11 protein-coding genes and 1 riboswitch are annotated in these 19635 nt (G+C 35.2%); of the genes, 10 read left to right on the top strand and 1 reads right to left on the bottom strand.

Annotated features, from left to right (window positions below; translation table 11 throughout):
- Nucleotides 1-189 precede the first annotated feature (189 nt).
- From AC5ZCW_RS02325 to AC5ZCW_RS02295, 7 genes are all read left to right on the top strand, one after another.
- Entirely contained in the window at nucleotides 190-6336 is a 6147-nt protein-coding gene (locus tag AC5ZCW_RS02325; RefSeq protein WP_496117677.1) for a M4 family metallopeptidase, read from the top strand.
- Between the two features lie 64 nt (nucleotides 6337-6400).
- The gene (locus AC5ZCW_RS02320) at nucleotides 6401-7048 is read left to right on the top strand and encodes a porin family protein (protein ID WP_496117676.1); all 648 of its coding nucleotides are present in this window, start codon (nucleotides 6401-6403) and stop codon (nucleotides 7046-7048) included.
- A gap of 105 nt (nucleotides 7049-7153) precedes the next feature.
- Nucleotides 7154-7357, top strand: a riboswitch (cobalamin riboswitch).
- A 110-nt stretch (nucleotides 7358-7467) separates the two neighbouring features.
- Complete coding sequence (locus AC5ZCW_RS02315) at nucleotides 7468-9516, top strand: TonB-dependent receptor (protein WP_496117675.1); 2049 nt, start codon at nucleotides 7468-7470, stop codon at nucleotides 9514-9516.
- Complete coding sequence (locus AC5ZCW_RS02310) at nucleotides 9513-10658, top strand: YncE family protein (protein WP_496117674.1); 1146 nt, start codon at nucleotides 9513-9515, stop codon at nucleotides 10656-10658. Before AC5ZCW_RS02315 ends, AC5ZCW_RS02310 begins: the two co-directional genes overlap by 4 nt.
- Before the next feature lie 26 nt (nucleotides 10659-10684).
- Complete coding sequence (locus tag AC5ZCW_RS02305) at nucleotides 10685-11884, top strand: cell surface protein (protein ID WP_496117895.1); 1200 nt, start codon at nucleotides 10685-10687, stop codon at nucleotides 11882-11884.
- Nucleotides 11885-12048: 164 nt separating this feature from the next.
- Entirely contained in the window at nucleotides 12049-14328 is a 2280-nt protein-coding gene (locus tag AC5ZCW_RS02300; protein ID WP_496117673.1) for a T9SS type A sorting domain-containing protein, read from the top strand.
- A 195-nt stretch (nucleotides 14329-14523) separates the two neighbouring features.
- Nucleotides 14524-15162 carry an NAD(P)H-binding protein gene (locus AC5ZCW_RS02295; RefSeq protein WP_496117672.1) on the top strand — a complete coding sequence of 213 codons (639 nt, stop codon included), beginning with the start codon at nucleotides 14524-14526 and terminating at the stop codon, nucleotides 15160-15162.
- A gap of 38 nt (nucleotides 15163-15200) precedes the next feature.
- Here the strand turns inward: AC5ZCW_RS02295 and AC5ZCW_RS02290 are convergent, their stop codons facing one another.
- The gene (locus tag AC5ZCW_RS02290; RefSeq protein WP_496117671.1) at nucleotides 15201-15764 is read right to left on the bottom strand and encodes a hypothetical protein; all 564 of its coding nucleotides are present in this window, start codon (nucleotides 15762-15764) and stop codon (nucleotides 15201-15203) included.
- Nucleotides 15765-15992: 228 nt separating this feature from the next.
- Between AC5ZCW_RS02290 and AC5ZCW_RS02285 the strand changes: the two genes are divergently transcribed.
- The 3 genes from AC5ZCW_RS02285 (at nucleotide 15993) to AC5ZCW_RS02275 (ending at nucleotide 19635) form a co-directional block, all read left to right on the top strand.
- Complete coding sequence (locus AC5ZCW_RS02285; RefSeq protein WP_496117670.1) at nucleotides 15993-17978, top strand: GAF domain-containing hybrid sensor histidine kinase/response regulator; 1986 nt, start codon at nucleotides 15993-15995, stop codon at nucleotides 17976-17978.
- A gap of 77 nt (nucleotides 17979-18055) precedes the next feature.
- Nucleotides 18056-18421 carry a response regulator transcription factor gene (locus AC5ZCW_RS02280; RefSeq protein ID WP_496117669.1) on the top strand — a complete coding sequence of 122 codons (366 nt, stop codon included), beginning with the start codon at nucleotides 18056-18058 and terminating at the stop codon, nucleotides 18419-18421.
- On the top strand, nucleotides 18421-19635 hold the full coding sequence (locus AC5ZCW_RS02275; RefSeq protein ID WP_496117668.1) for a YaiO family outer membrane beta-barrel protein: 1215 nt from the start codon (nucleotides 18421-18423) through the stop codon (nucleotides 19633-19635). Before AC5ZCW_RS02280 ends, AC5ZCW_RS02275 begins: the two co-directional genes overlap by 1 nt.

Below are 19635 nucleotides of genomic sequence, written 5' to 3'. Positions count from 1 at the left end.
AGCCTTGAAGAGCTTTTGGAAGAAACAAAAACAAAAAAGAGTGCGCTCTTAAAAATTCTACAAAAAATAACGAAAGCAAGTTCTAAGAATCAACCGCCGAATTGATTCTAAGAACTTGCTTTTGTGGTTTTCTGCGAACCCTTGTACCTATTAACTCGCAGCCTTAATACTAATTTTAAATTTAAAAAAATGAACCAAATTTACTTTAAACCCAGGTATTTGTTTCTAGTGTTAGGTTTCTTGATCTGTTCCGTCGGAATGGCTCAGTCACCTTTGCCAAAAAACAAAACATCGAATGCGCAGACGGCCATACAATCGCCAAATGCCGTTCAGAAAAAGGATCAGGTTTCTCAGAAAACAACTGACCAAAGTACTAATCAGGAAGATGATTCCAATATTCTTTTAACACAAAAAAGTATAAAAGGAACAACACTTTCGCAGCAAGAAAGTGAAGATGTACAGAAGAGATCACAAGCAAGCCAGAAACTTTTTGATAATAGTTCAAGCAGTTCAACAGCTAAAAATGTTCAAACGGCTGACAGTACAAAAGTGAAATCTTTTGCCAAATCGTCTAATTTGACAGTTAGAAATGTATTTGAAGTTAAAAAGGCAGATTTCGAATTGTCGAATGCAGACAAAATGCAGCTGAAATCGGTTTCAGATAAACACGGCAGAAGTTTGGCCACCTATCAGCAGATGCATAATGCTGTTCCTGTTGAAGGTGCAATTTATAAAGTTAGAGATAACAAAAGCAAAATTGAAGCTTTCGGACATATAAGTAAAAAACTGCCTGCAAACAGTAATTATAAAGTAAATGCATCGGCTGCATTGCAAAACGCTTTAAATACTGTAAATGCTAAAGAATATGTTTGGCAGAGCAAGAAACTTTCTTCGTTAGTACATAAAAAAATCAGTACTAAACCAGAAGGAGAATTGGTTTATGTAGGACCGAATTTCTCTTCTCAATTAACAGAATATCACTTGGCGTGGAAATACGATATTTTCGCAACAAATCCACAATCGAGCCAGACGATTTATGTAGATGCTAATACTGGAAAAGTAATTTTAAAAATTGATTTAAATAGAGATCTTCGTTCGTCCGTATCGCCTTTTGCTGACGGTAGAGCTGCAATTGGTAAAGGAAAAGCAAGATTTGCTGGGGATGTCACCTTTGGAACCACTCAATATGCAGGAGGTTATAAGTTGGAAGACTTAGTTGGAAAATACAAAGTGCCAATGTATACTTTGAATATGAATCATGCTGAACACGCATCAGACGAAGTATTGACAGAATATATCGACGAAGACAACAACTGGAATGATTTGTACAATAAAGATCATGATGAAGCCGCAATTGATATTCATTGGGGAATTCAAAAGACTTTGAACTATTACGAAGAAAAATTTGATCGCAATAGCGTTGATGATAAAGGAATGACCATTTTTGCATTGGCGCATTTAGGAACCAACGTTCAGAATGCTTCTTGGACAGGAGGATGGGCACAGTTTGGAGATGGACTAGATCAGCCTTTTGTAAGTTTAGGAATTACAGGACATGAAATGACTCACGCTGTAACACAATTCTCTGCTGGATTAATTTATCAAGGAGAATCTGGAGCAATGAACGAATCTTTTAGTGATATTTTTGGAATTTCTATTGAGCTTTATGCTGGAAAAGACACTAAAAATGATATCTGGATGCTAGGTGACGAATTATACTCTCACGGAAGTTTGAGAAGTATGGCTAATCCAAAAGCAGCTGGTCAGCCAGATACTTATGGGGGAGAATTTTGGACAAATCCTGGAAACATCCAGATTGATAATGGTGGTGTGCATCAAAACAGTGGTATTACCAATTACTGGTATTATCTTTTAGTAGAGGGCGGTGAAGGAGTAAATGATCTTGGCAACAACTACAGTGTTAAATCTATTGGTCTTGCTAAAGCAGAAAAAATAGCTTACGTTACACTTACAGAATATTTGACACCATCTTCAAACTTCTCAGACATGCGTCAGGCATCGTTATTAGCGGCAGAAGATTTATATGGTTTAGGATCTGAAGAGTATAAGCAAGTTACAAACGCATGGTATGCTATTGGAGTTGGAGCGGCATATACAGATAAGCAGCTGGTATTAATTAAAGTTGAAAATCCGTCTATACCATGTGGACAGCTAAAAGGAGATGAGCCTTTTTATGTTACGATTAGAAATACAGGAACAGCAGCTATTAAAGCAAATGATGTTTTAAGTTTCAAAATGAGAGCAATGGCAAGTGCTCTAGGAAACCTTATAACGTTTTACACCTATGATGGTACGGTTGTTTTCGATAAAGATTTAGCGATTGGTGAAGAAATTAGAGTTAAAATTCAAGCAAAAATTCCTTATCAAGTAAGTACAACGGCGGTAAATTATATTGAAGTAAAATTAGATCTAAAACCTATTGTAGAGTTTGGAGCAAAAGACGGAATTTCATTTGTTTCAAATATAATAGTTCCGCCAGCAGAGAAAGATTTTGATATTAAAGTAACAGGCTTAGATATGCCTGATTATACTGGAGATCTTTTAACGGCAAGTCACACTCCAAAGATCACGTTTTACAATTTAGGCTGTCAAGATATTCCAGCTGGAACGGTTATAAAAGTAGGATATGCCAATACAAAAGCAGGAAGTACAACAGTTTGGAAAGATGTTACATTGCAGACTGCTTTTAAAGGTAAATCTGAAATGACAGTTACTTTTGATACTACCATTGATTTATCAGCGCCTGGTTTGCATACCTATGAAGGTTATGTGACATTAGCGCAAGATCCAATTACGACCAATAATAGTATCTTAAATGCATCTTATAGCGGAATTGTAACACAATTGCCATATGCTGAAGGTTTTGAAAGAACTCCTGGAGGATGGAATACTAAAGCATTAACAGGTACTCAAAAGTTTATTTTCCAAAATTACCCTTTGTCGTTTAGAGCTACTAAATCGCAATATACTTGGGGAACTGTAGATTTAAAAAGTAATGGTGGTAAAGTGGCTTTAAATTCTGATTTTGTTTTAGAATCTCCAATTTTCGACTTTACAAATTCAGTATCTCCTTACATTGAGTTCGATTTGTATTATCTGCTTCACAAAGGATATGATGGTTTAATTGTTGAATATTCTGAAGATAAAGGTAAAAACTGGAAAAAAATTGAGACTGTTAATTATCCTGAAACAGTACACTATGATGAGTACGAATCATTTGGAGGTCCATGGTTTACAGGAATAAACAACAGTTTGAAAAAAGATCCTTATCAAATTCGTCTAAATGAATTTAAAGGTAAAAAAGTAGCCATTCGTTTCCATATTAAAACAGATGACTATAATGACGGATTTTTAGGTGCGTTTGTTGATAATATTTTGGTGACTGATGCACCATATGATTTAGAAGTTGTATCGGCAAAATTAGATGCAGGAAAATGTGACATAAATAATAATAACGCTTCAGTAGTAGCTAAAATAACTAACAATTTTGTTACATCAAGTGAAGTGGTAAATGTTACGACCAAAATTCTAGATGCGGCAAAAAAGGAAATCTTTTCAAAAACCGAAAAGACAACTTTAAATTTTACTAAGTTTAAAGATACCATAAGTTATGAAGTTACAAATGTTAACTTACAGACTATTGGTGAGCATACTGTAACTGTTTCTGTTTTTCCTGAAGTTATGACACAGGATCTAAAACAAGGTAATAACGCTGTAACATTTACTTATGACAATTGGAAAAATGAAGATATGAAAGTATCTGTACTTCCTTATAAAATGGATTTTGAAGATGATACTAAATATAATGGCTGGAGAACTTATGAAAACAAAGGTGCTGCCGGCTGGAAACATGGAACTCGTCCAGATTTAGGATCGCCAGGATGGTTTATTGCAGATCATACTAAATTTATTGCAGCAAATGATGACAAATGCAACTGTGATGCATCAAACGATATGCTGGTTTCTCCAGTATTTGATTTGACAAATTACAAAGAAGCGCATTTATCGTTTGATGGATACGGAGACTCATTACATCTTTCTGATGGATCTGTAAAAGTAAGTACAGATGGTGGTGAGACTTGGAAGGAAATATTCCATATGCCTTATTACGGCGCTTGGTGGGAATATGAAATAGATTTAACTGCTTATGCTGGAAAATCTTGTGTTCAAGTTGCATTTGTGCATAATGACAATGGATTATTTGCTAGTGGTTTTGCAGTAGATAATATCGAAGTTAAAGAAAAAAAAGATTTCTTAAGATTGTCTAATTTAAGTGCGCCAGAAACGATTTACGAGAATACTCCTTCACATGAATTTTTTGTGGGTGTTAAGAATTTATCTTACGCACCAGTAAACAAAGTTAAGGTTGAGTATCAAATTACGCAAAACGGAACTGCTGTTGGAGATCCGATTGCTTTAGAGAAAAATGATGAAATGTTGGTGGGGCAGACTATTGTTTATACATTAGATAAACTTCCAACGTTGCCAGCTGGAAACTACGAAGTTAATGTAAAAGCAACTGCTTTAGGTGCACCAAGCGCACAAACCATAACGGGAACTTTTCAAGTGGTTGAAAAAGCGTCAGATTTAAGCTCAGAAAACTTTAACGGTTTGACACAAGGTTCAATTTTTGGAACAAAAGGATTTATATCTAATCAGAGTGACGAAAATTATCCATGGAGAGCAGTTCTTACTCCAGATAACACTTATTTAACAATCCCGTTAAAAGATCATGCAGGTATTGCTAATGGAAAAATGTTATACAGCCAATTAGAAGGACCATATTATAACGGTGAAATAATATCGCCAATGTATAAGCTTACAGGAAACACTACTGCTGTAGAGTTTTATTATGCAATGCAGAGTAATGTTAATGATGCTTTAATTGTAGATATTAAACCTGCAGGTGGCGAATGGACTGAAATCTGGAGAAATGCAAGACAAGGAACTTTTGCAGATACAGAGTGGCAAAAAACAGCAGTAAATGTAGCGAAATATGCTGGTAAATCTGTGTTATTCCGTTTCAGACACGCAAAATCAGATGGATATTCTTATATGGTTTTAGATGATGTAAAAGTGATTACTGAGGCAGTTTCAGATGTTGCATTGCAAATTTTGTCTCCATTAGACATTTGCGGTAACAGTACTGTAAAAGTAAAGCTTACTAATGAAGGCCAGCTGGCAATAAAAGAAAATTCGATTCAATTGGATTTAGAATATTTAAATACATCGGAGAAAATTTCTGAAACTATTGCAGCGGCTATTCCAGTTGGAGAAAGCATTGAATATACTTTTATCAAACAGCCTAAATTGGATGACAGCGGAGATTCTCATATTTTTAATATAAAAGCAAACTTGGAAGGTGATATTATAGCACAAAATAATAGTATCAATGATTATGTATATCAAGGTGTTTCTTCAAATTTCAAAATATTTGATGCTCCGGTTGTTCATGCTTATGCTGGTAAAAGTGTATACCTTGATGCTCAGAGAAACTTTTTGGCAAACGAATTAGAAGCGCCTTCATACAAATGGAATTCTGGTGAAACTACCAATTCTATTGATGTTGATAAAGCAGGAGAGTATACTGTAACTGCAACAATGAAAAACGGATGCAGTCTTACTGAGAAGGTAACGGTAGTATTTGACACTTTCGAATCTGATCTTCCAAGCGGTGACGTTTGTGGTCCAGAAGTAGTTTTAAATCCAGGAAATTATGCCGCTTACGAATGGTTTGATGGTTCAACAGATCCAACTTTCACTGCAACAGAAAGCGGTGAATATTATGTAACAGTTTACAACGAACACGGATTAGGTAAAATTTTTACAACGACAATCAATGTTCTTGAGAATGTAGTTCCAGAAATTCAGGCATTAGAAGGAAATAAAATAACAGCTTCTGCTGATGCGGCGGGTTATCAGTGGTATTTGAACGGAAGACCTTTGCCAAATGCAACCGAAAAAATGGTTTCAACTATTTGGGAAGGTAGCTATAGTCTTCAAGTAACTAATGCACATGGCTGTACAAGTATGTCGGCTCCAATTGATTCTAAAGGTCTTCTTATTGGAAAATTGACCAATTCTTTCAGAGTGTTCCCAAATCCTGTGGCAGACAATGTAAACATCTTCTTGGCTGAAAAAGCAGAAGGTCAAGCAGAAATGAAAATTTATTCTATGGAAGGTAATGCAGTTTGGAGTAAAACCTATTCAGCTGTTCCGTCAAGCGTAAATGTAAGTCAGCTTACAACTGGAGTTTATATTCTAGATTGTACGGTACAAGGTAAAAAGTACACGGCTAAGATTATTAAAAAGTAACAAATTACAGATAGAAACGGCAGTTCTCGCGCAGAACTGCCCTTCTAAAAAACAAAAACATACGATGAAAAAATCAAAGCTGATAATTTGTGCACTAATGATGTGTGCAGGTGCAATGGCTCAAACCGAAAAGGTTAAACTGGGCGTAAAAGCAGGATTAAATGTTGCGAACCTTACATTTGATGAAAATGAATTGAACTCATCTTCTAAAACAGGATTTACTGCCGGTTTAATGGCTGAAATTCCTTTGGCAAAAAACTTTTCAGTACAGCCAGAATTACTGTATAGCCAGCAGGGAATGAAATTGTCTTATTCAGATCCAGATGTTCAGAACTCGCATTACAAAAGCACTATTGCCTTAAACTATTTAAACATTCCTGTAATGTTGAAGTATTATGTTGTAAAAGGTTTAAGTATTCAAGCAGGACCACAAGTTGGAATTTTACTAAAAGCAAACAACAAATATCAAGACAACTTTTTGGGTTATGAGAATAGCGAAAAAATGAATTTGTCAGACTATTCAAATGGAGTAGATGCTTCTGTAAATTTCGGATTAGGGTATCAGTTTAAAGACAGGTTTTATGCAGATGCAAGATATAATTTGTCTTATACCAATGTGTTTAAAGACGTAACAGCAAACACAAATTATATTATAAACAGGGATATGAAGAATAAAGTTTTTCAAATAACAATCGGTTATTTTTTTAATTAGAGTTAGTAACCTTCATCACTGTTAAAAACCACTCTTTTTTAAGAGTGGTTTTTTGTTTTTTGCAAAAAATCAAATTCTAACTTGCAGACACCATACCTGAGTTATATCTTTACCCCAGATTTTGGTCTGCTTTTTCAAACTGAAAAAGCAGTTAAAAGGGAATCAGGTGTAAATCCTGAACAGACCCGCTACTGTAAGTTCTACACAAAGTCTTTAAACATTACCAATGCCATTGTTCCGTTTTGAGGGATGAGAAGGCCGTTTAAAGATAGAATAAGTCAGGAGACCTGCCACGATCACATAGTTTAAAACTTTCGTGGTATGAAGTTGATGACAAGATAATAACCTGCTATTGCATAGCGGGATTACTATTGTTATATAATTACGGCATCACGCAAAGTTTATTTAATTAAATCGTGATGTATAATTTTAGAAAAACGCTTCTTGCAACTTTTATTTTATTGATTCCTTTTTGTCTTCATTCCCAAGCAGTGACTGATAGTTCGCGGGTTTTAAAAGAATTGGTTTTAAAAGGAAAACCCTATCAGGAAATCATTCCCGTGCAAAGTCTTTCGGGTGTTTTGCTCGAAAATCTTTCCAGTCACAATGTTGCCGATGCGCTTCGTTATTTTGCAGGAACGCAAATCAAAGATTATGGCGGAGTCGGCGGACTCAAAACAGTTGATGTTCGTAATATGGGAACGCACCATGTTGGTGTTTTTTATGATGGAATTCAGCTTGGAAATGCGCAAAACGGCGTAACCGATTTAGGAAAGTATTCGCTTGACGATATGGAATCGCTTACGATGTACAATGGACAGAAAAGCGAAATTTTTCAATCGGCAAAAGACTTTGCGGCTGCTTCTACGATTTATTTGCGAACCAAACGTCCTTCTTTTATTGGCAATAAAAAAACAAATCTGCTGGTTCGTTACAAAACAATGTCCATTAATTATTATGATCCTTCTTTTAGATGGGAGCAAAAGCTGAGCGATAAAGTGAGTTTGAGCGTCAGTTCCGAATACATCAAATCAAACGGACAGTATAAATTTAGATACAAAAGAAAAAATCAAGACGGAAGCATTGCCTATGATACCACAGCTACACGATGGAACAGCGATATAGAAGCATTTCGATTTGAATCTGGTTTGTATGGAAAAATTAATAAAGGAACTTGGGATGCCAAAGTCTATTATTATGATTCTGAACGTGGTGCGCCGGGAGCAATTGTAGAAAATAAGTTTAAAGACGGTTTCAGACAATTTGATAAGAATTTTTTCGGACAATCTTCTTTAACGAAAGACGTTTCAGAAAAATATAAATTCCAGTTAAAAGGAAAATTCGCTTATGACTACACGCATTATATTGCACGAGATACTACCAATGTTTTAGGCGAAACTGTAACCGAAGGAGCACAGTCGGATGATAGTTATTACCAGCAGGAAGCGTATTTCTCGGCGGTTAATATGTATAGCATTTTACCCACTTGGGATGTTTCGCTGTCAACCGATTTTCAGTACAATAAACTAAATGCGACAAGAAGAGGAATCCAAACACAATTCTCTTTTCCACAGCGATATACAGCGCTTGTTTCTCTAGCAACTTCGTATCGATATGAAGGTTTTAAAGTTTTAGGAAATGTATTAGGAACCCGTGTAATTGAGGAAGTAGAATACAATGCCAAAGCACCCAATAAAACCGAATTTACGCCCGCTATATTTCTAGGTTATACTCCGTTTAAGAAATACGATTTCAATTTAAGAGCATTTGCAAAGCGTATTTTCAGAATGCCAACTTTCAACGATTTGTACTATACCATGATTGGTTCGAGCACTTTGAGGCCCGAATATATGAATCAGTATGATGTTGGTTTTACATATAATTTCCCTGTAAGAGAAAACTTTTTCGATAAATTTTCTTTTCAGGCAGATGCTTATTACACCAATACAAAAGACAAAATTGTTGCCGCACCGACTGGAAATTTATTTCGCTGGATGATGACGAATATCGGTCAGGTTAAAGGAAAAGGAATCGAAACGGTTCTAAACATGGGAACTCATTTTAATAAGCTAAAACTTGATGCGAATTTAACGTATACCTATTCTAAAAGTCAGGATTTTACAACAATTGTCGGTTTAGAAATGTCTTCTTACGGAGATCAGATTCCGTACACGCCTTGGCATAGCGGATCTGGAATTTTGAATGCCAATTACAAATCTTGGAACTTCAATTACAGCTTCATTTATGTCGGAAAGCGCTACAACGGAAATGTCAATAATATTAAAGTAAACGAAGTACAGCCTTGGTATACGCATGATTTGGCGGTTCAGAAATCTTTCGCATTTAAAAATTACAAATTAAACGGAACGATTGAAGTCAACAACGCTTTCAATCAGCAGTACGAAGTAATCTACAATTACCCGATGCCAGGGCGAACATTCAAATTTATAATCAGTTTTGAGTTATGAAAAAGAGCTTTTTAAAAATACTAATTGTTTTAGCCGTAACGGTTTTAATGATTTCCTGCCGCGAAGATGAAACAATATTTCTTTCTTCAGATATAGCTGTTGCCGCGCCCAGAAGTGATGGAAATATTGAAGGTTTCTATCTTTTAAATGAAGGAAATATGGGAATGAACCGAGCCAGCCTCGATGTTTTTAATTACAGAACGGGAAATTATACCACAGATGTATATTCTGAGCGAAACCCGAGTGTGGTAAAAGAATTGGGAGATGTTGGAAACGATATTAAAATCTACGGAAATAAAGTTTATGCTGTCATAAATTGCTCTAACAAAGTGGAAGTTTTAGAAAAATGGACGGCAAAACGTATCAAAAAAATAGATATTCCCAATTGCCGTTATGTGGCTTTTTATAAAGACAAAGCTTATATAAGTTCTTATTCGGGGCCAGTTGCCATTAATCCAAATGCAGAAATCGGTTTTGTGGCCGAAATTGATACCACTTCATTAGAAATAAAAAGAAAAGTAACCGTGGGTTATCAGCCTGAACAAATGGTTATTCATAACGGAAAATTGTATGTGGCCAATTCTGGCGGTTACAGAGTTCCAAATTACGATAGAACTGTTTCAGTTATTGATTTGGCGACTTTCACAGAAATCAAAAAAATAGATGTGGGCATTAATTTGTACAGCATGCAAATTGATAGTCGCGGTGATATTTACGTGAGTTCACGAGGCGATTACTACAACACGCCATCTAATCTTTTTGTGATTGATACACAAACAGACGAAAAGAAAATGCAGCTCGATATTCCTGTTTCTGGAACTTGTCTGGTAGATGATTTACTGTATTACTACAGCGTTTCTTGGAGTTACTTATCAGGCAGTAATAAAGTGAGTTACGGAATCTTGGATACGAAAACTAAAAAAGTAATTACCAATCAGATTATCACGGACGGAACCGATAAAAAAATCATGATTCCGTACGGACTTCAAGTCAATCCAGAAACCAAAGAAATCTACATTACCGATGCGCAAAACTACGTCGTAACGGGTTATATCTACTGTTTTACGCCAGATGGAAAATTAAAATGGAAAACAACCGCAGGGAATATTCCTGCTCATATTGCTTTTATAACTAAAAATTAAAAATTAAAAATTAAAAATTAAAAATGTTGGATAGAAACCTTTTAAAAATCGCTTTGTTTTCAATTCTCTTTTTGGGATTTGTGGCTTGTGATAAGGATAATGACAATGAGGAAAATCTGCTTCCCGCAGAAGTGCTGAAGGAAAATTACACGATTGATCGTTTTAAAGTTCTGAATATAGCAACAGATCTTCCAAGTACAGCAAAACTGACTTGGAGCATTAAAGATTCGATTATCTCAGAAAATGCCGATTTAGATTTTATAAGTCCGTACGCAAAGAATTATCCGCTGACTTTAAAAGTAGAAGTTAATGGAGAAATTAAACTTTATAACGCATCAATCAACGTTGTAAAAGAAACAGGAACATACAGTAAATATATTTCTAATGTATTTGATTTTCGTCCTGCAGTTGGACAATTTACAAACGAAATTCCGCTATATACATCAGGAAATACAGAAGCCAATATGATTTCTGCAGCAAAAAATGCAATTGTAGGTTCCAACACCACAATGATTTCGCTGGGCGGTTTTGGTGGTTATGTAGTGTTTGGTTTTGATCATACGATTCCGAACATGGGCGGACGAGATTTTAAAGTTTTAGGAAATGCTTTTTGGGGAAATGAAGCCAACGAAGCGCGTGCAGGATCTTGTGAACCCGGAATTATTATGGTGGCTTACGATAAGAATAAAAATGGAAAACCAGACGAAGACGAATGGTTTGAAATAGCTGGAAGCGAGTACTTTAAAAACACGACTACAAAAAATTACTCGATTACTTATTTCAAACCAGATCCAAACAAATTGCCAGTCGTAGGAAACGAATTTTGGCAGGTTAATACCGAATATATCAAATGGCAGGATAATGCTGGAAATTCAGGTTATAAATCACAAAATGTGTTTCATGAACAAAATTATTACCCGCTCTGGATTGCCGATGCGTCTTACACTTTAAAAGGAACTCGAATAGCAGATAATTTCTATGATCAAAGTGGTGAAGGCTTTTATTGGGTAGGCAAATCGTTTGAATTTGGTTATGCAGATAACGCCCCAAATAATGATGAAGCTTCGAATATCGATATTTCTTGGGCAGTCGATAAAAACGGAAAATACGTAAAACTTCCTGGAATAGACTTCGTAAAAATATACACCGCAATCAATCAGGAAGCGGGCTGGCTTGGAGAAGTTTCTACAGAAGTTTCAGGTGCTTATGATTTGCATCTTAACTAATTTTTTTAACATATAGAAACATAGATTTAGCCTTGTGATTTCTTACTAGAACTTTGTCAAAGTTTTAAACTTTGACAAAGTTTACGACAAATAAGATATATCCTGATTTTTCTATGTGTTAAACAAAACAACAGATTAACACAACATTTTAAAACCAAAACAATATGAAGAAAAACTACTTTATCGTAATAATGCTATTTTTTGCATTTCTAACCCACGCACAAATAACATTGCAAGGCGTTCTTAGAAATGACATCAAATTAAAAACGGCAACGCAAAAACAACTAACAGCAAAAAGTGCCAATGTAACCACATTTGATGATATTCAGTTTTGGGTTGGTGCCGGTGCTAATAGAGCAGCATTTGCAGTGCAATGGAATGACGGAAAAAATGCAGATGCTTTAATCTGGGGATTTAAATGGAATGGAAGTGCAACTGGCGAAGATATGATGAAAGCCATTGCAAAAGCTGATCCTCGTTTTTACACTCTTTTATTGCAGGGAACTCAATTTGGAACTGCAATTGGAGGTTTCGGTTTCGATTTGGACGGAGCCAATACAATCGGATTGTACAAAAGCGGAAACCTAACCTATCCTTATTATCCTGTGAGTGGTATTGTAAATACAACCGTTTATGATTTTGACGAATACGCACCAATTGATGCATCCGATCACTGGCAATCGGGCTGGACAACTAAAGGATATTGGTCTTATTGGGTGAGAGATGATGTTAACAATGGTTTTGATTATTCTGGATTAGGCGCATCGAGCCGAGTTTTACAAGATGGTTCTTGGGACGTCTGGAATTTTAATGTTTCGTTTGCAGAAGAACCCATCGCAGCATTTACGCCTGTAACGCCTTATTCAAATGCCATAGATTTTACAAAAGGGTATTTCATGGTAAACGAAGAATGGTTTGGCCACACCAACGGATCTGTAAATTTTGTTAGCAATGACGGAAAAATCAATTATAGAGTGTATAGCGATGTAAACGAAAATAAAGCTTTTGGTGCTACAACGCAATACGGAACTATTTATGGAGATAAATTTTATTTTGTTTCTAAACAGGCTAAAGATGGAGGCGATACACAATATACTCCTGGCGGAAGGCTAGTTGTTGCCGATGCTTTAACGATGAAAACCCTTGCCGAATTTGATAATGTAGGTGGAGGAGATGGACGTTCTTTTGTTGGAGTTGATGAAAAAACGGGATATATAGGTGCTTCAAACGGAGTTTTTATTTTTGACATTGCCAATATGAAAGTGGGAACTCTCATTACAGGAACAGGAGGCGGAAGTCAGTATGCGGGGCAGATTGGAAACATGATTCGTACTTCTCAATATGTATTTGCAGTAAAACAAAATGGTGGAATTTTGGTCATTGATCCTAAAACAAATAGCGTTGTAAAAACAATTGCTGGTGCGTTTCATTCGGTTACGCAATCTAAGGACGGTAGCATTTGGGGAATCCAGAATAAGAAAATAATTAATATTGACCCCATAACTTTTGCAGCTATCGAATATGCCATACCAACCACTCAATATTTAGGTTCTTGGGGCGCATGGAATGCAGGTAGTTTTACATACAGCAATAAAGAAAATGCTTTGTATTGGATGAATTCTGTCAACGCATTTACATCGGGAGTTCAAATTGTAAAGTTTGATGTGGCAACCAAAAAATTCAATGAAAGTTTTGCTACACTTCCGGGACAAACGGGAAGCTTTAAACAAATTCCTTATGGAGCAGCGTTGAGAATTGATCCTGTTTCAGATGAGATTATTGTAAACACAACAGAAAGCGGTTTTGGAGCACATTACCAAAAAAACTGGATTCATACTTTTGACAATACAGGAAAATTGATCGATACAAAAACGTTAAACGATTATTATTGGTTTCCCGCAATGACGGTATTTCCAGATAATGCAGCTCCAGTTGTTAATGCAATTCTGCCTTCAGAAATTTCAACGGGAAGTCCAACAATTATTGATTTAAAAACGGTAGTTTCAGATGAAGACAATTTATCTGCAGCAATTGTAAAAACGATAAAATTAAACAGTGATGAAACGATTGTCTCGGCAGAAATTAATGCTAACGAAGAACTGATTTTAACACCGAAAATAGGAGGAACTGCGACAATTGTAATCAGTTTTAATTCTAATGGTAAAATAGTCGAAAAATCGATTTTGGTTGATACAGCGGTTTTAGGCAGAGACGAATTCACGAAAGTGCAATTATCTATTTACCCAAATCCAGTTTCAGATTATTTGAATATCAGCAGTGAAGACGAAATTACAGATGTTGTTATTTATGATGTTAATGGAAGAACCATCAATACGAGACTAAATAACAATCAAATTGACGTAAGTAATTTTGCCAAAGGATTTTACATTATCAATATTGCAACAGACAAAGCGAAATATACTCAGAAATTTATTAAAAGATAAAATTTAAAATTGTAATAATTTGAGGCTGTCACCAAATTGACAGCCTTTTTTTGTGTAACGAAATGCTTCGGAGAAGCATAATATTTATAGCAAATAAAATAGCTAGAGAAGAAAGCTCCAGAGGAGCGACATATCGATAGACGTTTTTTTCAATAAAAAAGATCATTATATTTACAATACAAAATTCCAAACATTATGAAGGCATTGGTAATTGGAGCCACAGGCGCAACAGGAAAAGAACTGGTTAATCTGCTTTTAGAAAACAATGATTATGAATCAGTTTCAATTTTTGTGAGACGATCAACAGGAAAATCACATCCAAAATTGATAGAGAATGTTGTTGATTTTTCGAACATAAATTCATTTCAAAGCGCAATTACTGGAGACGTGCTTTTTTCTTGTTTAGGAACTACCTTAAAAGATGCGGGTTCTAAAGAAAAACAATGGAAAATCGACTACGATATTCCTGCCGAATTCGCAGCTGCCGCAAAACAAAACGGAGTTAATTCTTTGGTTTTGGTTTCTTCTTATGGCGCTTTGGCAAAAAGCAGTGTTTTTTATTCTATGATGAAAGGAAAATTAGAAGACCATCTTCAAGAGCTTCATTTTCCTCAATATATTATTTTCAGGCCAGGGCCTTTAATTCGAGAAAATACAGATCGTTTAGGCGAAAAGATTTCAGTTAAATTCATAAAATTCTTTAATGCAATCGGACTTTTTAAAAATCTGAAACCAATTACAACTGCATTTTTAGCCCAAAAACTAGTAAAAGCACCAAAAGTGCTTCCATCAGGAAACACAACGCTAGAACTTGATAAGATTATTAGTTTATAATTAACAATTAACAATTAACAATTATTAATTATCAATTATCAATTATTGATATAGCGCTGTAAATAAGAAGCAATATAGTCTCGATATTCTTTTTCGACATTTAGCAAGAGAAAAATTTTCTCGCCTTTTTTTGTCTCTACATAAAGATCGCCGGTGTTAAAAATGCCAGTTGGTATAACTGCCTCTTTTAAATCGGTTTTATCTAAGGCTTCAAATTCTGCTGGATTTTTGTAGAAATTATAAATGTCTATGGTTTTGAGACGGCCAAAATGTTTCTGCTTTCTAAAAAGTATTTCATCCTGATATACTATTAAGATAGGAAATTTGGAAATATTTTTACGTAAATAAACCGATGCATAAATCAAAAATGCACCAAGTGCGGCTATAAACGTTAAAGGAGTTATATGCAACCATAATAAGCTAAGTACTGCTTTTATACTAATAAGCATTATTATGATGCCAAATATCAAAAGTCTTTTAGAAATTTTTGTAATTGTGTCTGGGTTAGAACCAAAAATTCGATCAGCGTTTCGGTAAGTTTCTTTTATTTTAGGATCAATTTCAAATTGATAAGCAGCATTATAATTGGGGTTATAATTCATTTTTGGTTTTGGTTTAGTTATAAGCGAATATATAAAAATGACTCGAAATTTATTAAGTGTTTTTTTCTAAAAATATAGAATGCAAAAATGCCTTTTTTAAAGATTTTTTTTCGCTGTAAAACTCAAAAAACGACCATTCCTTTTAACCTTAAAAAGAATTTAAATTGAGATAGAGCAAGGGTTTTACACTAATTTGACTTACCTTTATACTTTTACCACGCAGAAGAAATGAACAAAGATTACCCAATTCCAGAAAACGAGCTACAGCGTTTAGCAGCCCTTAAACGTTATAATATACTTGACACGCTTCCAGACAATGCTTTTGACGATGCTACAAAGCTTGTTTCTTATATCTGTGGTGTACCAATTGCCCATATTTCTTTTATCGATGAAGACAGACAATGGTTTAAATCGGAGATTGGAATTGGAGTTTCTGAAGTGCCAAGAGAAATAACTTTCTGCAATTACACTATTTTGGATACCGAAATTGTTGAAATCAATGATACCCATGTCAATGAAAGATTTAAAGACGATCCCAATGTTACTGGAGGTTTCAATGTGAGATTTTATGCTGGTGTACCGCTTACAACGCCAGATGGCTATAATATTGGAACATTATGCGCTATTGATCACGAGGTTAAAGAATTGAATGAAAATCAGCGTAATGCACTTTCTATTATAGCGAAACACGTAATCGCACAGCTGGAATTAGGTACAAAAAACAGTCAATTATATACACAGAGAAAAATTGCCGAGCGTGCCGTTTTGGCGAGAGATAGTTTTTTGGCCAATATGAGCCACGAAATTAGAACTCCGTTAAACGCTATTATCGGATTCACAGATTTGCTTGCACAGACCGAACTCGACGATACACAGCGCGATTATATTGGAAGTGTACAGATTGCAGGCGAAAATTTGCTTCTGATTGTAAATGATATTCTCGATCTTTCTAAAATTGAATCTGGAAATTTACCTATAGAATCGGAGCCTTTTAATTTGAAGAAAACGCTTAAACATGTTTATAGCTTACTGAAAGTTAAAGCACAAAAAGACGTTGAGTTTAACCTTTTTCTGGATGCCGAATTGCCAGATTTGGTTGTTGGCGATCAAGGAAGATTAAATCAGATCTTGGTAAACCTTATCGGTAACGCACTTAAGTTTACAAATGAAGGAGAGGTAACCGTTTCGGTAAAGAAAATAGAGGAAACGGAAGACAGTTATTCGTTTAAGTTTTCTATAAAAGATACCGGAATCGGAATCCCAAAAGATAAACTCGAAACTATTTTTGAACGTTTTACACAAGGCGAAGAAAGCACGACACGAACATTTGGCGGTACCGGACTTGGTCTTAATATTGTAAAACAATTAGTAGAACTTCAGAAAGGAGAAGTTCACGTAAAAAGTACTCTAAATCGCGGTTCGGAGTTTTTCTTTACCCTTTCGTACAAAAAATCAAACTTTGAGGAAACAACAGTAAAAACAGTTTCTAAAAACGATTTAGGAAATCTTAAAATATTGCTTTGCGAAGACAATGTTCTAAACCAAAAGCTTGCAAAAAGCGTAATTAATAATTTTGGTTTCGATTTGGATATTGCACAAAACGGTGAAGAGGGTATTGAGCTTTTGTCTCAAAATGAATATGATTTGGTTTTAATGGATTTGCAGATGCCTGTAAAAGATGGCTACCAAACCACAGAATATATCAGGAATGAAATGAATTCTAGCATACCAATTATTGCCATGACAGCGCATTCTTTAGTAGGAGAGCAGGAGCGATGCTACAAAGTTGGAATGAACGCTTATGTGCCAAAACCTTTTAAACAGACTGTACTTTTAAAAGCCATAAAAACGGCAATGACACCAGACAGTGATGCACATCATAAAAGAATTATCGATATGTCATTTTTAGATGAAATGTCTGGAGGCGATGCCGAATTTAGGAAAGATATGATAGGTCTTTTTATTGAAAAAATTCCAAGTCAGTCGGCACAGCTAGAAGAAGCATTTAAAAACACCGATTACGACAGCGTAAAAAAACTGGCGCATAATATGAAATCAAGTATGGATATTTTTATGCTGCAAGATTTGAGCAATTGTCTGTCGATTATCGAAGAAGAAGCGTCATCTGGCGAATTTACTACCGAAACATTAGATAAAGTGAATATTTTTCACTGTGGAATCGAAGAAGTCGTTAAAATTTTGAAAGAGCTATGATATAAAAGAAATATGCAGTAGCTTTATAATAAAGATGTTATAATTTTGAATATCCCCCAGATAAAAAAATAATAAAAATGAGAATTATTGTAGCCGAAGATAATGATATCCTACGCAAATCGTTATCTTTTTTCTTAGAGTCTAAAGGATTTAGTGTTGACCAGTTTTCTGACGGAAAAGAGGCGCTTGAAGCGATCGAAAATGAAAACTATGATTTAATATTGACAGATATAAATATGCCGGGTGTGAGCGGAATGGAAATTACGCAGCATGTTCGAGAGAACCTTAAATCTGATATTCCCGTAATTATATTGACTTCTTCTGGTGTCGAGCAAACCGAGCTTGATTCTTTTGATATTGGAGCAAACGAATTTATTGCTAAACCAGTAAGTCCGGCAGTACTTTTAGTGAGAATTAATAAATTACTAAAAACCCGAATCTGATGAAGTTTATTTGTTATTCTATTTTCCTGCTTTTTATTTCTTCTGTTGCAATTGCGCAAGAAATCAACATAGACGAAGCTTTGGCTAATGTGAAGCGCGAGGTTGAAAAAGAAAATTTTGATAAAGCCTTATCTATTATTGAGCCTCTGCGTGCCAAATATCCTGAAAATGAAGATATTCAGACTTACGCAGGACGTATTTACAGCTGGAAAAAAGAATATAAAACTGCTATAAAAATTTTGTCTCCAATGGCAGACAGAAATAATCCGAATCCTGAAGCTTTGCAAGCACTTGTAAATGTTTATTTCTGGACTGAAGATTATGAAAAATGTATTTTGTATTGCGATAAATATCTGGCTATTGATCCAAAATCTATCGATGTTTTGAAGATTAAAGCCACTTGTCTGGAGAAACTAAATCGCGATCAGGAAGCTTTAGATTTAATCGAAAAAGCATCTTATATTGATAATAGTACTCAGGCCTTTAGCGGAATACGCACACTTATTGGACGTAAAGCCAAAAATACAGTTTCGGCTTCCTATTTAAATATTTCGACTTCAGATCCCGGACAGCAGCCATTTCATTATGGGTATGTTGAATATTCGCATAAATTCAGCAAATCGGCAATCGTAGGAAGAGCCAATATTGGAAATATAGGCAATGAAACCCAAATGTTATTTGAAACCGATTTCTATCAGACCTTTTCAAACAAAAGCTATCTCTATGCAAATGCTGGTGTATCAACAGGAGAAACAATATTTCCTGTAGCCAAAGCAGGTTTAGAATATTATTTTAAGCCACAGAAAAAGTTCGATTTTTCGCTTGGAGGACGATTCATGCATTTTGATACAGACGATATTACACTGCTTACGGGACAAGTTGCCTATAATGCAGGAATTTACAGTTTTGCGTACAGACCTTATTACGATATTTCGAACGAATTGTTTTCTCATGTTTTGAGTGTGCAGCGAGTAAATGAAGAAAAAGAGCGTCTTATCAGATTGGAATTGCAATACGGAAATGTTCCTTATCTCTATTTGTACAATAATTTTACACAACCACTAAAAGCGTATCGTGTTGGAATTCAGTATCAGCATCGTTTTGGCGATTCGTTTTTCGTACGTCCGATTTTCCTTTACGAATATGAAGAATATATCCCAGGAGAATATAGAAACAAGTTTAATGTACAGTTAATTGTAACGAAACGTTTTTAA

The organism is Flavobacterium sp. PLA-DH12, from assembly GCF_059511845.1.
The sequence above is the reverse complement of the archived record's forward strand: the minus strand, read 5'-3'. Positions and strand labels throughout refer to the sequence as shown.

Coding starts and splice junctions, on each gene's coding strand:
- AC5ZCW_RS02325 (WP_496117677.1), top strand. CDS start 190: ATGAACCAAATTTACTTTAAACCCAGGTATTTGTTTCTAGTGTTAGGT.
- AC5ZCW_RS02320 (WP_496117676.1), top strand. CDS start 6,401: ATGAAAAAATCAAAGCTGATAATTTGTGCACTAATGATGTGTGCAGGT.
- AC5ZCW_RS02315 (WP_496117675.1), top strand. CDS start 7,468: ATGTATAATTTTAGAAAAACGCTTCTTGCAACTTTTATTTTATTGATT.
- AC5ZCW_RS02310 (WP_496117674.1), top strand. CDS start 9,513: ATGAAAAAGAGCTTTTTAAAAATACTAATTGTTTTAGCCGTAACGGTT.
- AC5ZCW_RS02300 (WP_496117673.1), top strand. CDS start 12,049: ATGAAGAAAAACTACTTTATCGTAATAATGCTATTTTTTGCATTTCTA.
- AC5ZCW_RS02295 (WP_496117672.1), top strand. CDS start 14,524: ATGAAGGCATTGGTAATTGGAGCCACAGGCGCAACAGGAAAAGAACTG.
- AC5ZCW_RS02290 (WP_496117671.1), bottom strand. CDS start 15,764: ATGAATTATAACCCCAATTATAATGCTGCTTATCAATTTGAAATTGAT.
- AC5ZCW_RS02285 (WP_496117670.1), top strand. CDS start 15,993: ATGAACAAAGATTACCCAATTCCAGAAAACGAGCTACAGCGTTTAGCA.
- AC5ZCW_RS02280 (WP_496117669.1), top strand. CDS start 18,056: ATGAGAATTATTGTAGCCGAAGATAATGATATCCTACGCAAATCGTTA.
- AC5ZCW_RS02275 (WP_496117668.1), top strand. CDS start 18,421: ATGAAGTTTATTTGTTATTCTATTTTCCTGCTTTTTATTTCTTCTGTT.